This is a genomic window from Streptomyces sp. NBC_01214 (assembly GCF_026340975.1).
Lineage (GTDB): Bacteria > Actinomycetota > Actinomycetes > Streptomycetales > Streptomycetaceae > Streptomyces.
The window spans coordinates 1,726,217-1,743,690 of record NZ_JAPEOS010000001.1 but is presented as its reverse complement, the minus strand read 5'-3'; the positions used below and the strand labels follow the sequence as shown (position 1 = coordinate 1,743,690).

Sequence of the window (17,474 nt, the reverse complement as noted above, 5' to 3'; positions counted from 1 at the left end):
CGCACGCTCATGGCATGACCTCGGACCAGCGTGTGGTGGTGATCGGCGGCGGCCTCGCGGGCCTGCGGCTCGCGCAGCGGCTCGGCCCGGCCGCGGCCGTGACCGTCCTCGGCGAGGAGACCCACGTGCCGTACAACCGGGTCCTGCTCGCCGAGGTCCTCGCGGGCCGGTACGCGCCGGAAGTGACGGCCCTGCCGGCACCCGGCCCGGCGCTGCGGCGCGGGGTGCGGGCGGTGCGCGTGGACCGCGCGGAGCAGGCCGTGCACTGCGACGACGGCACGGTGGCCCGGTACGACACGCTGGTGCTGGCCACCGGTTCGAACGCGGTGCTCCCGCCGCTGCGCGGGCTGTTCGAACCCGAAGGGCGGGACCTCCCGGACGGGGTGCACGCCTTCCGCACGATGGACGACTGCCTGGCGCTCTCGGCGGCCGTGCGGCCCGGGGTCCGCGTGGTGGTGATCGGCGGGGGCCTGCTGGGCGTCTCGGCGGCCCGTGCGCTGGCCGCCCGGGGGGCGCAGGTGGTCCTCGCCCAGCAGGGCGAGCGGCTGATGGAGCGCCAGCTGGACGCGGACGCCTCCGCCCTGCTGCACGCGCACCTGACCTCGCTCGGCGTCGAGATCCACACGGAATGCCGGGTCCGCGGCCTGCTCACGACGGGGTCGCCCGCGGCTCCGCTGCCGGGTCTCCGCCCCGGGCCCCGCGCCTCAAACGACGGCGGGGCCGATTCTTCAGCCCGTCCGGCGTTCGAGGACCGGGTCCGGGCGGAGCCCGGGAAACGGCGGGGCGGAACGGAAACTCCGCGCAAGGTGACCGGGGTCGAGCTCGCCGACGGCTACCGGCTCGACGCCGATGTCGTCGTGCTCGCCTGCGGCGTACGCCCCCGCACCGGCCTGGCCCGGGCCGCCGGACTGGAAGTCCGCACCGGCATCGTGGTCGACGACCACCTCCGCACCACCGACCCCCGCATCCACGCCATCGGCGACTGCGCCGAACACGCCGGCCAGGTGTACGGCCTCGCGGGCGCCGCCCTGGAGCAAGCCGACGCCCTGGCCGCGCTCCTCACCGGCGTCACCGGCGTCACCGGCGAGCCCGCGCAGTACACCGGCACCCGCGCCCTCACCCGCCTCACCCTCACCACCGACGGGGACCGCTCCCTCGATCTCGCCGCCTTCGGCGAGACCACCCCCCTGCCCGGCGACGACGTGGTCCGCCTCGCCGACGCCACCCGCCGCACCTACCGCAAGGTCGTCCTGCGGGGCGACCGCCTCGTCGGCGGCGTCCTGCTCGGCGAGCTCTCCACCGTGGGGGCCCTCGCCCGCACCTGGGAGGGCGAGGAAGCACCGCACGACCTGTTCCACCTGCTCACCGACGACGGAGGCCACTGACATGACCGAGCCCCTGCCCACGATCGTGCTCATCGGGCACGGCATGGTCGGCCAGCGCTACCTCGAAGCACTCGCCGAGCGCGGGGTCACCGCCACGCACCGGATCACCGTGCTCTGCGAGGAGCCCCGGCCCGCCTACGACCGCGTGCACCTGACCTCGTACTTCTCCGGCAGCACCGCCGAGGACCTGTCCATGACGCCCGCCGGGTTCATGGAGGAGCACGGCATCGCCCTCCACCTCGGCGACCCCGCCGAGCACATCGACCGGGCCGCCCGCAGGGTCACCTCCCGGTCCGGGCAGGTGTTCCCGTACGACGTCCTGGTGCTGGCCACCGGCAGCTATCCCTTCGTGCCGCCGGTCCCCGGCAAGGACGCCCCCGGCTGCTTCGTCTACCGCACGATCGAGGACCTCCTCGCGATCGAGGAGTACGCGAAGGGCCGCGTCTGCGGCGCCGTCGTCGGCGGCGGTCTCCTCGGCCTGGAGGCCGCCGGCGCACTCCAGGGGCTGGGCCTGGCCACCCGCATCGTCGAGTTCGCCCCGCGCCTGATGCCCGTACAGGTCGACGAGGGCGGCGGCGCGGCCCTGCTGCGCACCATCGAGTCCATGGGGCTGACCGTCCACACCGGCGTCGGCACCCAGGAGGTGGTGACCGGCGAGGACGGCCACGTCAGCGGAATGCGGCTCTCCGACGGCTCCACCGTCGACACCGACCTCGTCGTCTTCTCCGCCGGCGTCCGTCCCCGCGACCAGCTGGCCCGCGACTCGGGCCTGGACGTCGGCGAGCGCGGCGGCATCGCGGTCGACGCCCGCTGCCGCACCTCCGACGCGCACGTCTACGCCATCGGCGAGTGCGCCCTCGCCGTCGACGGCCGGGTCTACGGACTGGTCGCCCCCGGCTACGAGATGGCCGAGACGGCCGCCGACGACCTGCTGGGCCGCGCGAAGGAGTTCACCGGGGCCGACCTCTCCACCAAGCTCAAGCTCCTCGGCGTGGACGTGGCCTCCTTCGGCGACGCCCACGGCGCCACCCCGGACAGCCTCGACGTCGTCTGGTCGGACTCCCGCTCCGGGGTCTACAAGAAGCTGGTCGTCTCCCCCGACGGCGTCCTCCTCGGCGGGGTGCTGGTCGGCGACGCGGACTCCTACGGGCTGCTGCGCCCGCTCACCGGAAGCGTCCCGCCCGTGGCCCCCGAGCAGCTGGTGCTGCCGGCAGGAGTCGGCGCCCCGGTGGCGCTCGGTCCGTCCGCGCTCCCCGACCACGCGGTGATCTGCTCCTGCCACAACGTCACCAAGAAGGCCATCGCCGCCTGTGACACCCTCGCCGAGGTCAAGAAGTGCACCAAGGCGGGCACCGGCTGCGGCAGCTGCGTCAAGGTGATCGGACAGCTGCTGCCCGCCGCCACCGACAAGGGGCTGTGCGGCTGCTTCTCCTTCACCCGGGCCGAGCTCTACGAGATCGTCCGCACCCGCCGGCTGACCTCGTACGAAGAGATCCTCGACGGCCACGGCCGCCCGGAGGCCCGCGGCGGCGACGGCTGCGAGGTCTGCAAGCCCACCGTCGGCTCGATCATCGCCTCGCTCGCCCCGACCCTCGGCGCGAGCGGCTACGTCCTGGACGGGGAACAGGCCGCCCTCCAGGACACCAACGACCACTTCCTCGCGAACATGCAGCGCAACGGCTCCTACTCGGTCGTCCCGCGCATCCCCGGCGGTGAGATCACCCCCGACAAGCTGATCGTGATCGGCGAGGTGGCCCGTGACTTCGGGCTCTACACGAAGATCACCGGTGGTCAGCGGATCGACCTCTTCGGCGCGAGCGTGGACCAGCTCCCGCGGATCTGGGCGCGGCTCGTCGACGCCGGGTTCGAGTCCGGGCACGCGTACGGGAAGGCCCTGCGCACGGTGAAGTCCTGCGTGGGGCAGACCTGGTGCCGCTACGGGGTCCAGGACAGCGTGCGGATGGCCATCGACCTGGAGCTCCGCTACCGGGGACTGCGCGCGCCGCACAAGCTCAAGTCGGCGGTCTCCGGCTGCGCCCGCGAGTGCGCGGAGGCACAGAGCAAGGACTTCGGCGTCATCGCGACGGCGAGTGGCTGGAACCTGTACGTGGGCGGCAACGGCGGGGCCACCCCGCGCCACGCCGACCTGCTGGCCCAGGACCTGTCGGACGCGGAACTGGTCCGGCTGATCGACCGGTTCCTGATGTTCTACATCCGCACCGCCGACCGGCTGGAGCGGACCTCCACCTGGCTCGAGCGGCTGGAGGGGGGCCTGGACCACCTGCGGGACGTGGTCGTGCACGACTCGCTGGGACTGTGCGCGGAGCTGGAGGCCCTGATGGCCGACCACGTGGCGCACTACCGCGACGAATGGGCCGAGACGCTCCAGGACCCGGAGCGGCTGCGCCGGTTCGTGTCCTTCGTCAACGCGCCCGGCGCCCCCGACCCGACCGTGAAGTTCGTTCCCGAGCGCGACCAGGTCAAGCCCGACCTGGCCGTCCTGACCATAGGAGGACCCGTCCGATGACCGTGGAACTGCAGGTTGCGCAGGGCTGGCTGACGGTGTGCGAGCTGTCCTCGCTCATCCCCGGGCGCGGGGTGGCGGCGCTGCTGCCCGACGGGAGCCAGGCCGCGGTGTTCGTCGACCGCGCGGGGCGCCCGTACGCCATCGGCAACCAGGACCCCTTCACCGGGGCGCAGGTGCTCTCGCGCGGGCTGGTGGGGACGGCGGGGGGCCGGCCCTTCGTGGCTTCGCCGCTGCTCAAGCAGCGCTTCGACCTGGAGTCGGGGCGCTGTCTGGACGACGAGGAGACGGTGGTCCGGACCTACCCGGTGCGGACCGCCGTGACCTCGTGAGCGCCTGACCTCGTGACCGTGGGGTGGGAGGTGGCCGGGGAGGTGCTCGGGAAGGTGGTCAGCCCTGGACCATCGACGGGTCCATCCACATGATCTCCCAGGTGTGACCGTCGAGGTCGTCGAAGGCACGGCCGTACATGACGCCGTGGTCCTGGGCCGGCCGGGGCTCGGTGGCGCCGGCCGCCAGGGCCCCGTCCACGAGCTCGTCGACCGCGGTGCGGCTCTCGGCGCTCAGACAGAGCAGCACCTCGGACGTCTTCGTGGCGTCCGCGATCTCCTTGTGGGTGAAGTCCTTGTAGCGGGCCTCGGTCAGGAGCATCGCGACGATGGTGTCGCTGATGACCATCGAGGCGCAGTTCTCGTCGGTGAACTGGGCGTTGAAGGAGTAGCCCAGCTTGCTCCAGAAGGCCTTGCTGGCGTCCAGGTCCTTGACCGGCAGGTTGACGAAGATCATGGTGGCGGACATCGAGGTCCCTCTTCTCTCGTGTGTGGTGCTCGGCGCTTTCGAAAGGTAGACCTCGGGTCCCCGGGAAACTCATCGCTCCCCGCGAAGTTTCTTCGAATTTTCTTACCGGGCCTGCGAAATCGCAGGTCAGGCCACTGCTACGAGGCGCAGCTCGAGCACCGCCAGCGGGACGAACCCGGCGGCGTCCTCGCCCTGCAGCGAGGCCCCGGGCCCGGCGAGGCGCTGGTGGAGGGTCAGCGCGATCCGCTCCCCCTGCACCTTGGCCCGCTCCGCGTTCGGCCCCCGGTGCAGTCCGTCGATCGCGGCCCTCCACAGCTGCACCCAGCGGCCGAAGTCGGCGGCGGTCAGCTCGCGCACCGCGTGCAGGGCGGCGTGCGGGGCGAAGGCGTCGCGCCGGTAGTCCGCGGTGCGGAAGAGGGCCCGCTCCCAGAAATCGGTGATCCGGGGCAGGTGGGCGTCCAGGTCCGTACCCGCGAGTTCGGTGAAGAAGGGCCCTATCCTCCGGTCGGCGAAGGCGGCCGTGTAGAAGCGGCGCAGCACGACGTCGAGGTCGGCACGGCCCGAGATGTCGGCGGCGGCGAAGTAGTCCATTGCTGCACCATCCTCCCCCACCGGGAGCCCACCCGGGGCGGAAAGTCCCGCGGCGCGCCGCGCCGCGCAGGGGCCGGCGGAATGCACGTCGGGCGGTCGCTCGTGCGTCACGGGGAGTTGGCGCCACGGCAACGGGCACGTCCTAGGTTCCTCCACGCGTGCGACCCCGTGTCCGACCGGCCGCGGGGCCTTCCTCCCACAGGAGTGACCGTGGAACGTCGTACCTTCCTGCGCGGCGCAGTGATCGGTTCGTCGGCCGCCGCCTTCGGCGGCACGTTGATGCACGGGGCCGCCTACGCCGCCCCCGCCCAGCCCGGTGCCGGACCCTACGGGGCGCTCGGCGCGGCCGACGCCAACGGCATCATGCTCCCCAGCGGCTTCACCAGCCGGGTCGTCGCCCGCTCGGGCCAGACCGTCAGCGGCACCTCGTACACCTGGCACAGCGCCCCCGACGGCGGCGCCTGCTACACCGACGGCTCGGGCTGGATCTACGTGTCCAACTCGGAGATCAACCCCTCCGGCGGCGCGAGCGCAGTGAAGTTCAACTCCTCCGGCACCGTCACCGGCGCCTACCGGATCCTCTCCAACACCCGGCAGAACTGCGCGGGCGGCAAGACCCCCTGGAACACCTGGCTGTCCTGCGAGGAGGTCGACCGCGGCTTCGTCTACGAGACCGACCCGTACGGGGTGAACGCGGCCGTGCAGCGTCCTGCGATGGGCCGGTTCAAGCACGAGGCGGCCGCCGCCGACCCGGTGCGCCAGGTGATCTACCTGACCGAGGACGAGACCAACGGCTGTTTCTACCGCTTCATCCCGACCACCTGGGGCAACCTCTCCTCCGGCACCCTCCAGGTCCTGAAGGCCGGCACTGCCACCTCCGGCTCCTTCACCTGGCAGAACGTCCCGGACCCGGACGGCTCGCCGACCGCGACCCGCAGCCAGGTCTCGGGCTCGAAGAAGTTCAACGGCGGCGAGGGCTGCCACTACGCCAACAACACGGTCTGGTTCACCACCAAGGGCGACAACCGGGTCTGGCAGCTGAACCTCACGAACAACACGTACGAGCTGGCCTACGACGACTCGCTCGTGCCCGGCGGAGCGGCCCCGCTGACCGGTGTCGACAACGTCACCGGGTCCTCGTACGGCGACCTGTACGTCGCGGAGGACGGCGGCAACATGGAGATCTGCGTGATCACCCCGGACGACGTGGTGGCGCCCTTCCTGCGGATCACCGGCCAGTCCTCCTCCGAGATCACCGGCCCGGCCTTCTCGCCCGCCGGCAACCGGCTCTACTTCTCCAGCCAGCGCGGTACGAGCGGCAGCTCGTCCGGCGGCATCACCTACGAGGTCACGGGCCCCTTCCGCATCTAAGCCCCGCCAGCACCCCCTCCCAACCCCGCCGGCACCCCTCCCAGCCCCGCCAGCGCTCCCTCCCAGCCCCGCCGGCGTTTGAGGCGCGGGGGCTCGGGGGCAGCGCCCCCGCAACGGCGCCGCACCCGCACGACCGGCCGCACCCCGACGGGTTCACCCCGCCGAGGTGCGGCCACCGTCAAGACGCCACCGCCCCACCCTTCAGCAGCGCAGCCCCCAACGGCGTCACCGTGTGCAGCACCGCGTTCCCCCGCCGCAGCGTGGTCACCAGCCCCGCCTCCCGCATCACGCAGGCGTGCTGGCTCGCGGAGGCCAGCGAGACCCCGGCCCGGCGGGCCAGCTCGCTGGTGGTCGCTCCGTCCCCTATGGCCCGCAGCACCACCGAGCGGGTGTGCCCGACCAGCTTGCCCAGGGTGCGCTGGCGCTGCTCCTCCACGGGCCGGGCCGCCTCGCCCCCCGCCGGCGCCGAGGCCAACTGCGCCGCGGCCGGGTAGACGAGCACGGGCGGTAGCTCCGGATCGTGCAGGGTCACCGCGGTGCGCCGGCAGAAGAAGGACGGCTGGAGCAGCAGCCCGCGCCCCCGCAGCCGTACGTCACGGTCCACCGGGTAGTCGCACTCCAGCACCGGAGCCCGCCAGCGCAGCATCGGCGGCAGCGAGTCCAGCAGTTCGTCCGCGCCGCCGTCCAGCAGGGCCCGGCCGCGCGCCGCGCGCTCGGCTTCTATCTGGGCCTGTATGTGCGTCCAGTACGGCTCCACGGCGGCCCGGTGGTACGCGCGGAGCTCGCCCATGAGCCGCGGCAGCTGCTTGTCACCGCCGTCCATGAACTCCCGTAGCCGCGGCGTCATCGGCGCACCGGCGGCCAGCAGTTGCAGCTCGCTCCGCATGCGCTCGGGACGGATCCCGCGCAACGCGTCGAGGCCCACGTCCCACCCGTACTGCCCCTCCACAGGGGTCAAGAAATCGGGGAAATAGCCACGACTCGGTATGAGCATACCGAGCGTGCGTGTTTCACTATTCAACCTGCTCCGGGTTTCCGTACGCCATTCACCGAACAACCGGGCATCACGCCGGTCCCTTAAGCGGTGAAAGCTCAGAATCGTTTCCCACAACGCATCGGGACGCCCTGCCATCCGTACGCGTGCCAGGTCCACTCCAGTGAAATGGATACGCAGCACCGAACCCCCACCTGTGCAACCGCAATCCCCCCGCTCCATGAGTATGCATGCCGTCACACGTTGTCACCACGCCCTTTCGGCCACAGTTGAAACCCCTTTCGGCGGGGGCGTGACAACCGAAATCCTGTACTCCGCCGGGCACACTCCGGTGCGACCGAAACGCTCCGCGAAGGCCGTGGGGGGCTTTGCGGGGCCTGGCGGTCGGTCGCACCGGGAAGCGCCGACGTGCCCGGCAGAATGACAGCGGCGGTGGACGGGTGGGGATCCGTCCACCGCCTGCTGGCGTAAAGATTTGTGTTGAACAACAAAAATAGGCGCGCCCGCCCCCGGGCAGTCAGGGAACCCGGGGACAGGCGCGGTCTATGGGGCCCTTGGCGGCCCGTGGGTCAGCGGCTGTCGCTGCCCTTCGCCTCGGCGGCCGCACGGCCGGCCTCAAGGCGCGCCACCGGGATCCGGAAGGGCGAGCAGGAGACGTAGTCGAGGCCGACCTCGTGGAAGAAGTGGACGGACTCGGGGTCGCCGCCGTGCTCACCGCAGACGCCGAGCTTGAGGTCGGGGCGGGTGGCCCGGCCCTGCTTGACCGCGTGGCGGACGAGGGAGCCGACGCCGTCCTTGTCGATGGTCTCGAAGGGCGAGACCCCGAAGATGCCCTTCTCCAGGTAGGCCGTGAAGAAGCTGGCCTCGACGTCGTCGCGGGAGAAGCCCCACACCGTCTGGGTCAGGTCGTTCGTGCCGAAGGAGAAGAACTGCGCGGCCTCGGCGATCTGGGCGGCCGTCAGGGCGGCGCGCGGCAGCTCGATCATCGTGCCGATGCTCAGCTTGAGGTTGGTGCCGGTCGCGGCCTCGACCTCGGCGATGACCTGGACGGCCTCGTCGCGGACGATCTCCAGCTCCTGGACGGTGCCGACGAGCGGGACCATGATCTCGGCGCGCGGGTCGCCCTTGGCGTTCTTGCGCTCGGCGGCGGCCTCGGCGATCGCCCGGACCTGCATCTTGAACAGGCCGGGGATGACCAGGCCGAGGCGGACGCCGCGCAGACCCAGCATCGGGTTCTGCTCGTGCAGCTTGTGCACGGCCTGGAGCAGGCGCAGGTCGTTCTCGTTGTGGTCCTTGCGGGACTCGGCGAGGGCGACGCGCACCGACAGCTCGGTGATGTCGGGCAGGAACTCGTGCAGCGGCGGGTCCAGGAGGCGGACGGTGACGGGCAGGCCGTCCATCGCCTCGAACAGCTCGACGAAGTCCTTCTTCTGCAGCGGCAGGAGGGCACTGAGTGCCTCCTCGCGCTCTCCGTCGGTGTCCGCGAGGATCAGTCGCTCCACGAGTTCACGGCGCTCGCCGAGGAACATGTGCTCGGTGCGGCACAGGCCGATGCCCTGGGCGCCGAAGCGGCGGGCGCGCAGCGCGTCCTCGGCGTTGTCGGCGTTGGCGCGCACGCGCAGGCGGCGGACGCGGTCCGCGTAGGCCATGATCCGGTGCACGGCGGCGACGAGCTCGTCGGCGTCGTCGGCGCCGGCGTGCATGCGGCCCTCGAAGTACTCGACGACCGGGGACGGTACGACGGGTACCTCACCGAGGTAGACCTTGCCGGTGGAGCCGTCGATGGAGACGACGTCGCCCTCTTCGATGACCGTGTCGCCGACCGTCATGCGGCGGCGCTTGGTGTCGACGTCGAGCTCCTCGGCGCCGCAGACACAGGTCTTGCCCATGCCGCGGGCGACGACGGCGGCGTGGGAGGTCTTGCCGCCGCGCGAGGTCAGGATGCCCTCGGAGGCGATCATGCCGTCCAGGTCGTCCGGGTTGGTCTCGCGGCGGATCAGGATGACCTTCTCGCCGGAGCGGGACCACTTGACGGCCGTGTACGAGTCGAAGACGGCCTTGCCGACCGCCGCGCCCGGGGAGGCGGCGATGCCGCGGCCGAGCAGGGTGGTCTTGGCGCCCTCGTCGAAGCGCGGGAACATCAGCTGGGCCAGCTGGTGGCCGCTGACGCGCTGGAGGGCCTCGGCCTCGTCGATCAGGCCCTGGTCCACGAGCTGCGTGGCGATGCGGAAGGCCGCGCCCGCGGTGCGCTTGCCGACGCGGGTCTGGAGCATCCACAGCTGGCCGCGCTCGATGGTGAACTCGATGTCGCAGAGATCCTTGTAGTGGGTCTCCAGCGTCGTCATGATCGTCATGAGCTGGTCGTACGAGGCCTTGTCGATGGCCTCCAGGTCCGCGAGCGGCACGGTGTTGCGGATGCCCGCGACGACGTCCTCGCCCTGGGCGTTCTGCAGGTAGTCGCCGTAGACGCCCGCGTGGCCGCTGGCGGGGTCACGGGTGAAGGCGACGCCGGTGCCGGAGTCGGGGCCGAGGTTGCCGAAGACCATGGAGCAGATGTTGACCGCGGTGCCCAGGTCGCTCGGGATGCGCTCCTGGCGGCGGTAGAGCTTGGCGCGGTCGGTGTTCCACGAGTTGAAGACGGCCTCGACGGCGAGGTCGAGCTGCTCGCGGGCGTCCTGCGGGAACTCGCGGCCGGCCTGCTTGGCGACGATCTTCTTGAAGCGGGTGACCAGCTTCTTCAGGTCGGCGGCGTCGAGGTCGGTGTCGACGGTGACCTTCTTGGCGGCCTTGGCCTCGTCGAGGGCTTCCTCGAAGAGCTCGCCGTCCACGCCCAGCACGGTCTTGCCGAACATCTGGATGAGGCGGCGGTACGAGTCCCACGCGAAGCGGTCGTTACCGGCCTGGGAGGCGAGGCCGGTCACGGACTCGTCGGAGAGGCCGATGTTCAGGACGGTGTCCATCATGCCGGGCATCGAGAACTTCGCACCGGAACGCACGGAGACCAGCAGCGGGTCGTCCGACTGTCCGAGCTTCTTGCCCATCTTCGCCTCGAGGGCGGCAAGGTGGGCGCTGACCTCTTCGCGCAGCTCGGCCGGGGCCGTGCCGCTCTCGAGGTAGACCTTGCAGGCCTCGGTGGTGATGGTGAAGCCGGGAGGGACCGGCAGACCCAGGTTGGTCATCTCGGCGAGGTTGGCACCCTTGCCGCCGAGAAGGTCCTTGAGGTCGCGGTTGCCCTCGGTGAAGTCGTAGACGAACTTCTGATCTTTGTTTTCCGACACGGGTCTCGACTCCTCGAGGCTCGGTGGCTGCCCTGACGGCCAGGAACATACCCAGATCGAAGGCTTCTGGGTACGTCCACTTGGTCGTCATACGGCTGTAACCACCCGTGCGCCAGCAGATCGAAAGTAACTCATGGGTAATCAGAAAGTAGGAAGAGCGTTCACATGCCGAAGGGTGAGGGGGATCCTGAGGCCTGATCACGCTCGGATGAGCGATCATCGATACATTTGCCTTCAAGTGTTGAACGCACAAAGGGTGGCACCCAGTGCCACCCTTTGAAAGTCTTACCCGTGACTTCTGTGCTCATCTGAGCGAAACCCTTCCCATGCGTGGCGTATATCACGCACCACGGAGGGCGATTTGTCAGCCTCCGGAGGTGTCCAGTTCAGCGTCCTCGCTCACACCCGCGCAGTCGTACGGGTCCTTCAGCCAGCCGTCCGGCAGGACAACTCGGTTGTTTCCGGACGTCCGACCGCGAGGCCCGTCCGCGCTCTCCGGCCATGCTTGATCCAGATCGAGCTCGCTCAGATGAGCGTCGAGCTCGGCCAGGGAAGAGGTGACCGCGAGCTTCTTGCGCATCTCGGAGCCCACCGAGAAGCCCTTGAGGTACCAAGCCACGTGCTTACGGAAGTCGATCACCCCGCGCGCCTCGTCGCCGATCCACTCCCCCAGCAGTTGCGCGTGCCGGTGCATGGTGGTCGCCACCTCGCGCAGGGTGGGCTTGTGGAAGTCCTCGGGGCGCCCTTCGAAGGCCGCCACCAGGTCGTTGAACAGCCACGGCCGCCCCAGGCAGCCGCGTCCCACGACCACCCCGTCGCAGCCGGTCTCGCGGACCATGCGCAGCGCGTCCTCCGCGCACCAGATGTCGCCGTTGCCGAGCACCGGGATCTCCGGCACGTGTTCCTTCAGCCGCGCGATGGCGTCCCAGTCGGCGGTGCCTCCGTAGTGCTGGGCGGTGGTCCGGCCGTGCAGGGCTATGGCGGTGACCCCCTCCTCGACGGCGATCCGGCCCGCGTCGAGGTAGGTGAGGTGCTCGTCGTTGATGCCCTTGCGCATCTTCATGGTGACCGGCAGGTCGCCGGCGCCGGCGACGGCCTCGCGCAGGATCGCGCGCAGCAGGTTGCGCTTGTACGGGAGGGCCGAGCCGCCGCCCTTGCGGGTCACCTTGGGGACCGGGCAGCCGAAGTTGAGGTCGATGTGGTCGGCGCGGTCCTCTTCGACGATCATGCGGACCGCCTTGCCGACCGTGGCCGGGTCCACCCCGTACAGCTGAATCGAGCGGGGCTTCTCGGTCTCGTCGAAGTGGATCAGCTGCATGGTCTTCTCGTTGCGCTCGACCAGGGCCCGGGTCGTGATCATCTCGCTCACGAACAGCCCCTTGCCGCCCGAGAACTCCCGGCAGAGGGTGCGGAACGGGGCGTTGGTGATACCGGCCATGGGTGCGAGCACCACCGGGGGCTGCACGGTGTGCGGGCCGATCGCGAGGGGCGGAGGGAGCGTGGTCATCCGCCCATTGTCCCGCATGCCGAGGGGGTGGGGGGGACGTAGCATCGGCGCATGATCGAGCCGAGTCCCCGGCAGCGCACGCTCGTCCTCGCGATCTGCTGCATGAGCCTGCTGATCGTGAGCCTCGACAACACCGTGCTCAACGTCGCTCTGCCCTCGATGCGCCGTGACCTGGACGCCTCGGTCTCGGGGCTGCAGTGGAGCATCGACGCCTACACCCTCGTGCTGGCCTCGCTGCTGATGCTCGCGGGGTCCACGGCCGACCGGATCGGGCGCCGGAAGGTGTTCGTGGCCGGTCTGGTGGCCTTCACGGGCGGCTCGCTGCTCTGCTCGCTCGCTCCCAGCCTCGACTGGCTCATCGTCTTCCGGATGGTGCAGGCGGTGGGCGGCGCGATGCTCAACCCGGTGGCGATGTCGATCATCACCAACACCTTCACCGATCCCGCCGAGCGGGCCCGGGCCATCGGTGTGTGGGGTGCGGTCGGGGGCGTCTCCATGGCGGCGGGGCCCCTGATCGGCGGGGTGCTGGTGGACTCCGTGGGCTGGCGCTCGATCTTCCTGATCAATCTGCCGATCGGGCTGGCGGCGTTCGCGCTGACCCTGCGGCACATCCCCGAGTCCCGGGCGGCCCGGCCGCGCCGCCCGGATCCGCTGGGACAGGTGCTGGTCATCGCCCTGCTGGGCAGTCTGACGTACGGGATCATCGAAGCGCCGGCCGCCGGCTGGCGCTCGCCGCTGATCATGGGGTGTGCGGTGGTGGCCGTCGCCTCGTTCGTGGGGCTGCTGATCCACGAGCCCCGCCGCGAGGAGCCGCTGATCGATCTCCGGTTCTTCCGGAGCGCGCCCTTCAGCGGGTCGACCGTGATCGCGATCAGCGCCTTCGCCGGGCTGGCCGGTTTCCTCTTCCTGAACACGCTGTACCTACAGGACGTACGGGGGCTCAGCGCCCTGCACGCGGGGCTCTACATGCTGCCGATGGCCGGCCTGACCGTCCTGTTCGCGCCGCTGGCCGGGCGGCTGGTGGGCAGCCGTGGGCCGCGGCTCTGCCTGCTGATCGCGGGGGTGGCGATGGCGTCGAGCGGGCTGCTGTTCGCCCTGTTCGAGGCCGAGACGTCCAACCCGCTGCTGTTCACCGGATACATGCTGTTCGGGCTCGGCTTCGGCATGGTGAACGCGCCGATCACCAATACGGCGGTGTCCGGGATGCCGCGCTCCCAGGCCGGGGTCGCGGCCGCCATCGCCTCCACCAGCCGGCAGACCGGCGGCACCCTGGGCGTCGCGGTGATCGGCTCGGTGCTGGCGGCCGGGCTGGCGAACGGCTCGGACTTCTCGGCCGCGGCCCAGCCGGCCTGGTGGATCATCACGGTCTGCGGGCTGCTCGTCCTGGTCGTGGGCGCGGCGACGAGCGGTGCGTGGGCCCGGGCGACGGCGGAACGGACCGCCCGCACCCTGGAGGACGCGGTCGGCGCCGCTGCCGTGACGGGTTCCCCGCGGGCCTGAGGGTGCTCCGCCCGGCGGCTACTCGCCGCAGTTGAAGTCCTCGGCCGAGGTGTTGACCCGGTCGAGGAGGCCGCGCAGGAGCTCGCGCTCCGCGGCCGACAGGCCCGCGAAGATGCCGCTCTCGACCTCGTCGAGGGCGGCGTTCGTCTTGTGGAGGGCCGCTCCGCCGGCTTCGGTGATGGCCACGTTGTGACGGCGGCGGTCGGCTGGGTCCCGGCGGCGTTCGGCCAGGCCCTCGCCCTCCAGGTCGTTCAGGATCCCGACGAGCACGCTCGGGTCCACCTCCAGCCGCTCGGCGAGCGCCCGCTGGCTGATGGGGCCGCCCTCCAGGTGCATCAGCGTCATCGCGTGCCGGGGGGTGAGCCCGGCCGCGCCGAGCGCCCGCTTCATCCGCGTCTGGGTGACCGATCCGTGCCAGGCCAGCAGCAGGCCCAGCCGCTGCGGAGGGTGCGGTCCGTCCTGATCTGCCGTCATGGTCCACATCGTAGCAACCGGGAAATGATTGCGTTCAAGATATCGTTGATGCTATTCAATGGTTTCACATCACCGACCGTTGGAGATCTTCATGTTCATCGCCTACGCCGTCGTCGGCGTCCTGCTCGCCCTCGTCCTCACCGCATCCGCCACCTTCACCCTCCAGCGCAACGATCAGATCGTGGCGAGCATGCAGAAGGTCCAGGTCCCGGACTCGTGGCTGCCGCGCCTCGCCACCCTCAAGGCCGCGGGCGCGATCGGCCTGGTGGCGGGCCTTTGGGTGACTCCGCTCGGCGTGGCGGCGGCGGCCGGCGTGACCCTCTACTTCATCGGCGCGGTCATCAGCCACCTCCGGGTCAAGGACTACGAGCTGACGCCGGCGGCCGTCTTGACCCTGGTCGCGGCGGCCGCCCTGGCGCTGCGGATCCTCGCCTGACACTGACGAGTGACAGATATTGAAATCTGTCACTCGTCATGCCATTCTCGTTCCATGACGACGAACGAGAGCACCCACACGACCCCCGACCACCGCACTCTCGGCAGCACCGGCCCCACCGTCTTCCCGTTGGGGCTGGGCTGCATGGGGATGTCCGCCCTCTACGGGGAGGCGGACCGCGCCGAGTCCATCGCGACCATCCACGCCTATCTCGACGCCGCCCCCGACGGCACGCACACGCTGCTGGACACCGGCGACTTCTACGGCATGGGGCACAACGAACTGCTGATCGCCGAGGCCTTGAGCACGGCGCCCGCCGAGGCCCGGGAGCGGGCGCTGACCAGCGTCAAGTTCGGCGCGCTGCGCACGGTCGAGGGCGGCTTCACCGGATACGACGGCCGGCCGGAGGCCGTCAAGAACTTCCTGGCCTACTCGATCCAGCGGCTCGGCCGGGACCACATCGACATCTACCGGATCGCGCGGGTGGACCCGGACGTACCGATCGAGGAGACCGTCGGGGCCATCGCCGAGGCGGTCGAGGCCGGACACGTGCGCCACATCGGCCTCTCGGAGGTCGGCGCGGACACCCTGCGCCGGGCCGCTGCCGTCGCCCCGATCTCCGACCTCCAGATCGAGTACTCGCTGATCTCCCGCGGCATCGAGGCCGAGATCCTGCCGACCGCCCGCGAGCTCGGCATAGGGATCACGGCGTACGGGGTACTGTCCCGCGGGCTCATCAGCGGCCACTTCACCCGCGACCGCGCACTGGCCCCGGGCGACTTCCGCGGCATGAGCCCCCGCTTCCAGGGCGACAACCTGCACCGGAACCTCGACCTGGTGGAGGCGCTGCGCAAGGTGGCCGAGGGCAAGGGCGTGAGCGTCGCCCAGACCGCGATCGCCTGGGTGCTCGCGCAGGGGCCGCGGCACGGGGTCGACATCGTGCCGCTGGTGGGCGCCCGCCGCCGGGACCGACTCGCCGAGGCACTGGGTGCCATGGATGTCTCCCTCGACGCCGCCGACCTGGCCGCCGTCGAGGAGGCCGTCCCCGCGGGCGCCGCGGCCGGCGAGAGGTACCCGGCGGCCCAGATGGCCCACCTCGACAGTGAGCACTGAGCTGACGGTACGGTCGTACCCATGCCTCCCGCTGCTGCCGAGCCCCTGACTCCCGAGCGCATCCTCGCGACCACCGAGGAGGTGCTGCGCCGCTTCGGTCCCACCAAGGCGACCGTGGTGGACGTGGCCCGCGCCCTGGGTGTCAGCCACGGCAGCGTGTACCGGCACTTCCCGTCGAAGGCGGCGCTGCGCGAAGCCGTTACGGACCGCTGGCTCGCCAGGAGCGTGGTCATGCTGGAGGAGATCACCTCCGCTCCCACCGGGAGCGCCCCCTCCAAGTTGGAGGCGTGGCTGGAGGCCCTCTTCGAGGCCAAGCGCCACAAGGCGGGCGACGACCCGGAACTGTTCGCCACCTACACCGTGCTGCTCGCGGAAAACAGCGGCGTGGTGGACGCGCACCTGAGCGAGCTCATCGACCAGCTGGGCCGGATCATCGCCGAGGGCGTGGCCGCGGGCTCGCTCGCCGCCGAGGACGTGCCGGCGGCGGCCCGCGCGGTCTTCGACGCCACCGGCCGCTTCCACGACCCGCAGTACGCGGCCGACTGGCTCTCGCCGACGATCATCACCGAGTTCGAGGCGGTCACCGCCCTCGTGATCCGGGGCCTGCGCGCCTGACGCAGCGGCGGCCGCCGACCGGAATCAGTCAGTCCGGACAACTTGATGATCATTTTGGGCGCGTTCGAGTTGTTCGCGTCCCGTCAATCTCCTTACGGTCCCCCTACCGCACGTCATCAGGCTCGTTCCAGGGGGAACCTTGTCCACTCCAGCAACTCACGACGCACGACCGGCACCTCCGAAGCGCTCGGGCGGCGCCGCCGCCCTCGGCTGGATCCTGACCATCGGGCTCAACGTGGTCGCGCCGATCATCACGTACAACATGCTCACCGAGGACCACGGCTGGAGCGCGTTCTCCGCGCTGCTGGTGAGCAGCGCCTGGCCGGTGCTCGACAGCGTCATCAGCCTGGCCTGGCGGCGCAAGCTCGACGAGTTCGCCGTCGTCACCCTGGTGTTCCTGGTGATCACCGCCGTCGTCTCGCTCGTCGGCGCGCACTCGGCCCGCGCCCTGCTCATCAAGGACTCGGGGGTCACCGGGCTCTTCGGGCTGCTCTGCCTGGGGACGCTGCTCGCGCCGCGCCCGCTGATGTTCTACTTCGGCCGCAAGTTCGCCACCGACGGCACCCCGGAGAGCACCGCCTGGTGGAACGGCCTGTGGCAGTTCGAGGGCTTCCGCACCACCATGAACCGGATGACGCTGGTCTGGGGCATCGCGTACGTCACCGAGGCCCTCGTCCGCGTCTTCCTGGCCTACACGCTGGACACCAAGACCATGGTGGCGGTCAGCCCGATCATGATCTACGGCGTGCTGGGCGCACTCGGCGTATGGACCGCCCTGTACGGGAAGCGCTCCCAGGCCGAAGGGGAGCGCCGCGCGGCCGAGGCGGCGGCCCAGGCGGCAGCGGCCCCCTGATCCGGGCCCGCCCCGCGAAAAGACCGGTGGCCCGG

At 70.8% G+C, this 17,474-nt stretch carries 15 protein-coding genes; 9 read left to right on the top strand and 6 right to left on the bottom strand.

All coding sequences use genetic code 11. The features are described 5' to 3' along the window. Positions 1-14 precede the first annotated feature (14 nt). Genes OG594_RS08170 through nirD form a run of 3 tightly spaced genes read left to right on the top strand, consistent with a single transcriptional unit; the run spans position 15 to position 4,241 of the window. Positions 15-1,385, top strand: a complete 1,371-nt coding sequence (locus OG594_RS08170) for an NAD(P)/FAD-dependent oxidoreductase (RefSeq protein WP_266596661.1) — start codon at positions 15-17, stop codon at positions 1,383-1,385. A 1-nt stretch (position 1,386) separates the two neighbouring features. Further along, positions 1,387-3,912, top strand: a complete 2,526-nt coding sequence (nirB, locus tag OG594_RS08165; RefSeq protein ID WP_266596659.1) for a nitrite reductase large subunit NirB — start codon at positions 1,387-1,389, stop codon at positions 3,910-3,912. Next, the gene (gene nirD / locus OG594_RS08160; RefSeq protein WP_266596657.1) at positions 3,909-4,241 is read left to right on the top strand and encodes a nitrite reductase small subunit NirD; all 333 of its coding nucleotides are present in this window, start codon (positions 3,909-3,911) and stop codon (positions 4,239-4,241) included. Before nirB ends, nirD begins: the two co-directional genes overlap by 4 nt. A 58-nt stretch (positions 4,242-4,299) precedes the next feature. On the opposite strand, the gene OG594_RS08155 is transcribed toward nirD, so the two are convergent. After that, a complete protein-coding gene (locus OG594_RS08155) occupies positions 4,300-4,707 on the bottom strand; it encodes a VOC family protein (protein ID WP_030010766.1) in 408 nt (135 codons plus the stop codon). Positions 4,708-4,833: 126 nt separating this feature from the next. Continuing rightward, positions 4,834-5,298 (bottom strand): group III truncated hemoglobin, encoded by a 465-nt coding sequence (locus OG594_RS08150; RefSeq protein WP_266596655.1) that lies wholly within the window; start codon positions 5,296-5,298, stop codon positions 4,834-4,836. A 210-nt stretch (positions 5,299-5,508) separates the two neighbouring features. On the opposite strand from OG594_RS08150, the gene OG594_RS08145 reads away from it, so the two are divergent. Next, positions 5,509-6,669: an alkaline phosphatase PhoX gene (locus OG594_RS08145; RefSeq protein WP_266596653.1), complete on the top strand. Its 1,161-nt coding sequence runs from the start codon at positions 5,509-5,511 to the stop codon at positions 6,667-6,669. A gap of 178 nt (positions 6,670-6,847) precedes the next feature. Here OG594_RS08145 and OG594_RS08140 read toward each other — a convergent pair whose 3' ends face one another. The 3 genes from OG594_RS08140 to dusB form a co-directional block, all read right to left on the bottom strand. Beyond that, entirely contained in the window at positions 6,848-7,846 is a 999-nt protein-coding gene (locus OG594_RS08140) for a helix-turn-helix transcriptional regulator (RefSeq protein ID WP_266596651.1), read from the bottom strand. 386 nt (positions 7,847-8,232) lie between these two features. Beyond that, positions 8,233-10,941, bottom strand: a complete 2,709-nt coding sequence (gene ppdK / locus OG594_RS08135) for a pyruvate, phosphate dikinase (RefSeq protein ID WP_266596649.1) — start codon at positions 10,939-10,941, stop codon at positions 8,233-8,235. A gap of 364 nt (positions 10,942-11,305) precedes the next feature. Beyond that, positions 11,306-12,466: a tRNA dihydrouridine synthase DusB gene (dusB, locus tag OG594_RS08130; protein ID WP_266602718.1), complete on the bottom strand. Its 1,161-nt coding sequence runs from the start codon at positions 12,464-12,466 to the stop codon at positions 11,306-11,308. Positions 12,467-12,499: 33 nt separating this feature from the next. Here dusB and OG594_RS08125 point away from each other — a divergent pair, with 33 nt between their 5' ends. Beyond that, positions 12,500-13,948: an MFS transporter gene (locus OG594_RS08125; RefSeq protein ID WP_266596647.1), complete on the top strand. Its 1,449-nt coding sequence runs from the start codon at positions 12,500-12,502 to the stop codon at positions 13,946-13,948. Positions 13,949-13,966: 18 nt separating this feature from the next. On the opposite strand, the gene OG594_RS08120 is transcribed toward OG594_RS08125, so the two are convergent. Then, positions 13,967-14,422: a MarR family winged helix-turn-helix transcriptional regulator gene (locus OG594_RS08120; protein WP_266596645.1), complete on the bottom strand. Its 456-nt coding sequence runs from the start codon at positions 14,420-14,422 to the stop codon at positions 13,967-13,969. 79 nt (positions 14,423-14,501) lie between these two features. On the opposite strand from OG594_RS08120, the gene OG594_RS08115 reads away from it, so the two are divergent. The 4 genes from OG594_RS08115 (at position 14,502) to OG594_RS08100 (ending at position 17,439) form a co-directional block, all read left to right on the top strand. Further along, the gene (locus OG594_RS08115; RefSeq protein ID WP_266596643.1) at positions 14,502-14,858 is read left to right on the top strand and encodes a DoxX family protein; all 357 of its coding nucleotides are present in this window, start codon (positions 14,502-14,504) and stop codon (positions 14,856-14,858) included. 54 nt (positions 14,859-14,912) lie between these two features. Next, the gene (locus OG594_RS08110; RefSeq protein ID WP_266596641.1) at positions 14,913-15,971 is read left to right on the top strand and encodes an aldo/keto reductase; all 1,059 of its coding nucleotides are present in this window, start codon (positions 14,913-14,915) and stop codon (positions 15,969-15,971) included. A 21-nt stretch (positions 15,972-15,992) separates the two neighbouring features. Further along, on the top strand, positions 15,993-16,586 hold the full coding sequence (locus tag OG594_RS08105) for a TetR family transcriptional regulator (RefSeq protein ID WP_266596639.1): 594 nt from the start codon (positions 15,993-15,995) through the stop codon (positions 16,584-16,586). Positions 16,587-16,725: 139 nt separating this feature from the next. Continuing rightward, the gene (locus OG594_RS08100; protein WP_266596637.1) at positions 16,726-17,439 is read left to right on the top strand and encodes a VC0807 family protein; all 714 of its coding nucleotides are present in this window, start codon (positions 16,726-16,728) and stop codon (positions 17,437-17,439) included. Positions 17,440-17,474: the final 35 nt, after the last annotated feature.